Raw genomic sequence first — 3852 nt, forward strand, 5'->3', positions numbered from 1 at the left:
GCATGTTTTCGCCACCAGCAAAGATATTTGGAGTTGGAATTCCCATAAAGGAAATCTTAGACCCATCTGTTCCACCACGAATCGGTTCGATAATTGGCGTGATCCCTAAATCTTCCATAACAGCCTTAGCAATGTTAACAGGCGTCATGTCTTTCTCAATGACTTCCTTCATATTGTAGTACTGGTCTGTCAGAGTTAAGGTCACGCGATTGTTCCCAAGCTCTTGATTCATCTTATCAGCGATGACTTGCATAGATGCTTTACGGGCTTCAAAGACATCCTTTTCAAAGTCACGGATGATGTAGCTTGCACGCGCCTCCTCGACACTACCTGACACATCCATGAGATGATAGAAACCTTGGTAACCATCTGTCAGTTCAGGTCGGTCATTCTCTGGAAGTTGATTATGAAAATCAATGGCTAGCTGAAGAGCATTGACCATTTGTCCTTTGGCTGTACCTGGGTGAACATTGCGTCCTTGGAAATGTAGCTCAGCCCCAGCTGCTGAGAAGGTTTCGTACTGAAGTTCACCCAGTGGTCCACCATCCACAGTATAGGCAAAGTCTACATCAAAATCTTCTACATCAAATTTATTAGCACCGACGCCAATCTCCTCATCTGGGCCAAAGCCGACTCGGATCTCGCAATGTTTGATTTCAGGATGAGCAGTTAAGTATTCGATGGCTGTCATGATCTCAGCAATACCAGACTTGTCATCGGCACCTAGAAGGGTAGTGCCGTCTGTCGTGACCAGAGTTTGCCCTTTGTAGTTAGCAAGGTTAGCAAAGTCGGCTGGATCAAGGCTAAAACCAGAGTCGCCTAGTGAAATGACCCCACCATCGTAGTTTTCGATGACTTGGGGATTGACACCTTCGGCATTAAAGTCAGCGGTATCCATGTGAGAGATGAAACCAATCTTGCGAGTCAAGGCAGGGTCGTTAGCGGGTAAAGTTCCAATGGCAAAACCGTTTGGTAGGTAGTAGACATTTTGCAGACCGACACGTTTCATCTCAGGGATGAGGACATTGGTCGCGAAGTCTACCTGACTTTGCGTACTTGGAGTAGTAGTAGAGTGCTCGTCAGAGCGGGTGTTTACTTTGACATAGGTCAAAAAACGATCCAGTAAGTTGGGATAAGTCATAAAAACTCCTTCAATATTATTTTTTTCATTGTATCATAGAGTGGGGAGAAAGACAAAGATGAGTAAATAAAATAAATGAAAACGTTTATTTATTATATCTTTCATGGTACAATGGTAATTGAAAAAAATATCACAAGGACATATCAATGAAAAAAGCGATTTTAATGATGACGTTCGGTTCGCCAGAAGAGATTACCTTTGAGAGTGTGGCGGATTTTTTTACCAACATTCGTCGTGGCGTACGACCGCATGATCACGAGATTCAGACTCTCTATGACAACTATGCTCGTATTGGTGGTACGCCACTACAACGGATCACCCATGAAGAGGTTGCCTTAGTCAAGGAGCGATTAGGAGAGGAGTACAGTATCTACTTTGCTAACAAATTTTCTCGTCCCTTTATTCCTGATGTAATCAAACAGATGGAAGCTGATGGCGTTGAAGAGTGTATTTGTTTGATTTTAGAACCACATTATTCCTTTTACTCAGTCATGGGGTATGAGAAGTTTCTGGAAAGTCAGCAAATCCGGTTTTTAGTCATTAAGGATTGGTATCAACAGCAATCTTTGCTGAACTTTTGGACAGATGAGATTAGCAAAATTTTACGAAACGATGTGGGAGAAGAGTCCTTTAAGGTAATCTTCTCAGCCCATAGTGTTCCAATTTTTGCCTTGGACTTTGGAGATCCTTATATCGATCAGATTTTTGATAATAGCAAGTTGATAGCAGAGCAACTCAGTCTAACAGCAGATCAGTATACCAATACTTGGCAGAGCGAGAGTGATATTGGAATCCCTTGGATCAAGCCAGATGTCTTAGAATATTTGCGAGAACAAAAGCAACATCCAGAGCATTATATTTTTGTACCAATTAGCTTTATCAGTGAACATATCGAAGTTCTTTTTGATAACGATGTAGAATGTTATGAATTATGTCAAGAATTAGGTGTAACCTACCATCGTCCACCTATGCCAAACACAGACTCTCGTTTAATTGATGCTTTAGTTGATACTGTAAGAGCCAATGAACAAAAAGAATTTAAGGAATTTCTCCCAGAAGAAGAAACCTTTGATGAGCTAGCTCCGTCAGCAACCACTAAGGATATTATGGAGGAGACAGACGACCTTCAGATGCCAGAATTTGTCAAAAAACTTATTGAGAAAAAAGGCCGTGAAAATGTGAAGATGCCTTACTTGATTAAGAAAATGCTCGAAAAGGCTGGGAAGTTACCAAAAGAGTAAAGAAAAAAGGATTTAGCTTTAAGCTAGATCCTTTTTCTGTCTTATTTCTTCTCAAGAAGGGCTTTGATTTCTTGAAGAACTTCAAGTTCGGTTGGAGCAGCAGGTGTATCTTCAGTTGGTTCTTCTTTCTTTGTAAGACTTTGAGCTTTTTCAACAGCCTTGATAACGAAGAAAAGTACAGTACCAATTACTAAGAAATTGATAACAGCACTCAAGAAGCTACCATATCCAACACCATTCCATGAAAGTTCAGCGATGCGTTCAACGTTCGCCGCTTTCAAAGCTGGGTTTAAGATAAGTGGAGTGATGATATCGTTAACGAGTGAAGTTACGATAGCACCAAAAGCAGAGGCGATGATCACACCGACAGCGAGGTCAACGACATTGCCACGAAGCAAAAATTCTTTAAGATCTTTTAACATTTTCATAATTTCCTTTCAAAAACTAATCTTAATTGTACCTGAAATACCTAAATATTGCAACCTTAATGCTTAATGACATCCATTTCATTTATAAAAAACGTATACTTTATTAAAAATATAGTTAAGAATGATAATCAAAACCTGCGCAATTAGCGTTTCAATGATATTGACCTGATCTAGTTGATTGTTGACAAATTGCCCAATAATATCGGGATAAGATGTAACAAAGATATAAGTTAAAAGAACGTCAAGACCAAGAGTAGAGAGGCGAGCTAAGAAAAACTTAGCCAGACGAGTCGGCCAATTCTTTCTCTTTTGTTTAAAGACGATGGTGTCATTTGTAATAAAGGCAAAGAAAATCCCAATGATATTTGCGAGTACGGTTGCTAGGATTTCCTGATGGCTGATATGGTAGATAAATAAACGTGATAAAATCGAGATCAGAGTAGTAGCACCACCGAAAAATAAGTAGGATAGGATTTCATTATCAAAGAAAGCTTTTATTTGATTTTTCATGATTTTAGTATAGCATAAAGTCATATATTGTGCTATACTGGTAAGGTTGATTCAATCAACCCTTGGTGCTTAGCTTCTTTCACCAAGCATATTTTACGCGGGAAACCGCCAAAGGAGAAAACATGAAAAAATTAACTGTTCGTGATATGGCAGACATCGCTATTGTTGCTGCTATCTATGTGGTTTTGACCATTACGCCACCGTTGAATGCCATTAGCTACGGCGCCTACCAGTTCCGTATTTCAGAGATGATGAATTTCTTGGCATTTTATAACCCTAAATATATCATCGGTGTGACGATTGGATGTATGATTGCTAATTTCTTTAGCTTTGGTCTAATAGATGTCTTTGTCGGTGGAGGTTCTACCCTAGTTTTCCTAAGTCTAGGTGTATGGCTTTTTGCAAAATACAGCAAAGATTACCTCTTTAACGGATTGATTCGAAAAGATCATTTCTTCTTTTCAATCCTCTTCTCCATCTCAATGATTACCATTGCAGCTGAACTTCATATCTTGACAGAAGCTCCCTTCTT

The 3852-nt window shown here is 39.6% G+C and carries 5 protein-coding genes and 1 riboswitch; of the genes, 2 read left to right on the top strand and 3 right to left on the bottom strand.

What is annotated here, in order from left to right:
* A partial coding sequence (gene pepT, locus SORDD16_RS04265; RefSeq protein WP_061452496.1) for a peptidase T occupies positions 1-1141 on the bottom strand: 1141 nt, incomplete at its 3' end.
* A gap of 146 nt (positions 1142-1287) precedes the next feature.
* On the opposite strand from pepT, the gene hemH reads away from it, so the two are divergent.
* Positions 1288-2382, top strand: a complete 1095-nt coding sequence (gene hemH, locus SORDD16_RS04270; RefSeq protein ID WP_061452497.1) for a ferrochelatase — start codon at positions 1288-1290, stop codon at positions 2380-2382.
* 41 nt (positions 2383-2423) lie between these two features.
* Here hemH and mscL read toward each other — a convergent pair whose 3' ends face one another.
* A complete protein-coding gene (gene mscL, locus SORDD16_RS04275) occupies positions 2424-2804 on the bottom strand; it encodes a large conductance mechanosensitive channel protein MscL (protein ID WP_061452498.1) in 381 nt (126 codons plus the stop codon).
* 84 nt (positions 2805-2888) lie between these two features.
* On the bottom strand, positions 2889-3320 hold the full coding sequence (locus SORDD16_RS04280; protein ID WP_061452639.1) for a GtrA family protein: 432 nt from the start codon (positions 3318-3320) through the stop codon (positions 2889-2891).
* A gap of 28 nt (positions 3321-3348) precedes the next feature.
* A riboswitch (PreQ1 riboswitch) is annotated at positions 3349-3445 on the top strand.
* On the opposite strand from SORDD16_RS04280, the gene SORDD16_RS04285 reads away from it, so the two are divergent.
* Positions 3443-3852 (top strand): QueT transporter family protein (locus SORDD16_RS04285; protein WP_241733977.1); only part of this gene is annotated, 410 nt, incomplete at its 3' end. Its footprint overlaps the riboswitch before it by 3 nt.

The organism is Streptococcus oralis (assembly GCF_001578945.1).
GTDB lineage: Bacteria > Bacillota > Bacilli > Lactobacillales > Streptococcaceae > Streptococcus > Streptococcus oralis_Q.

What these genes read in the sequence shown, in the direction of transcription:
- hemH (WP_061452497.1), top strand. Translation starts at nt 1,288, where the DNA reads ATGAAAAAAGCGATTTTAATGATGACGTTCGGTTCGCCAGAAGAGATT.
- mscL (WP_061452498.1), bottom strand. Translation starts at nt 2,804, where the DNA reads ATGTTAAAAGATCTTAAAGAATTTTTGCTTCGTGGCAATGTCGTTGAC.
- SORDD16_RS04280 (WP_061452639.1), bottom strand. Translation starts at nt 3,320, where the DNA reads ATGAAAAATCAAATAAAAGCTTTCTTTGATAATGAAATCCTATCCTAC.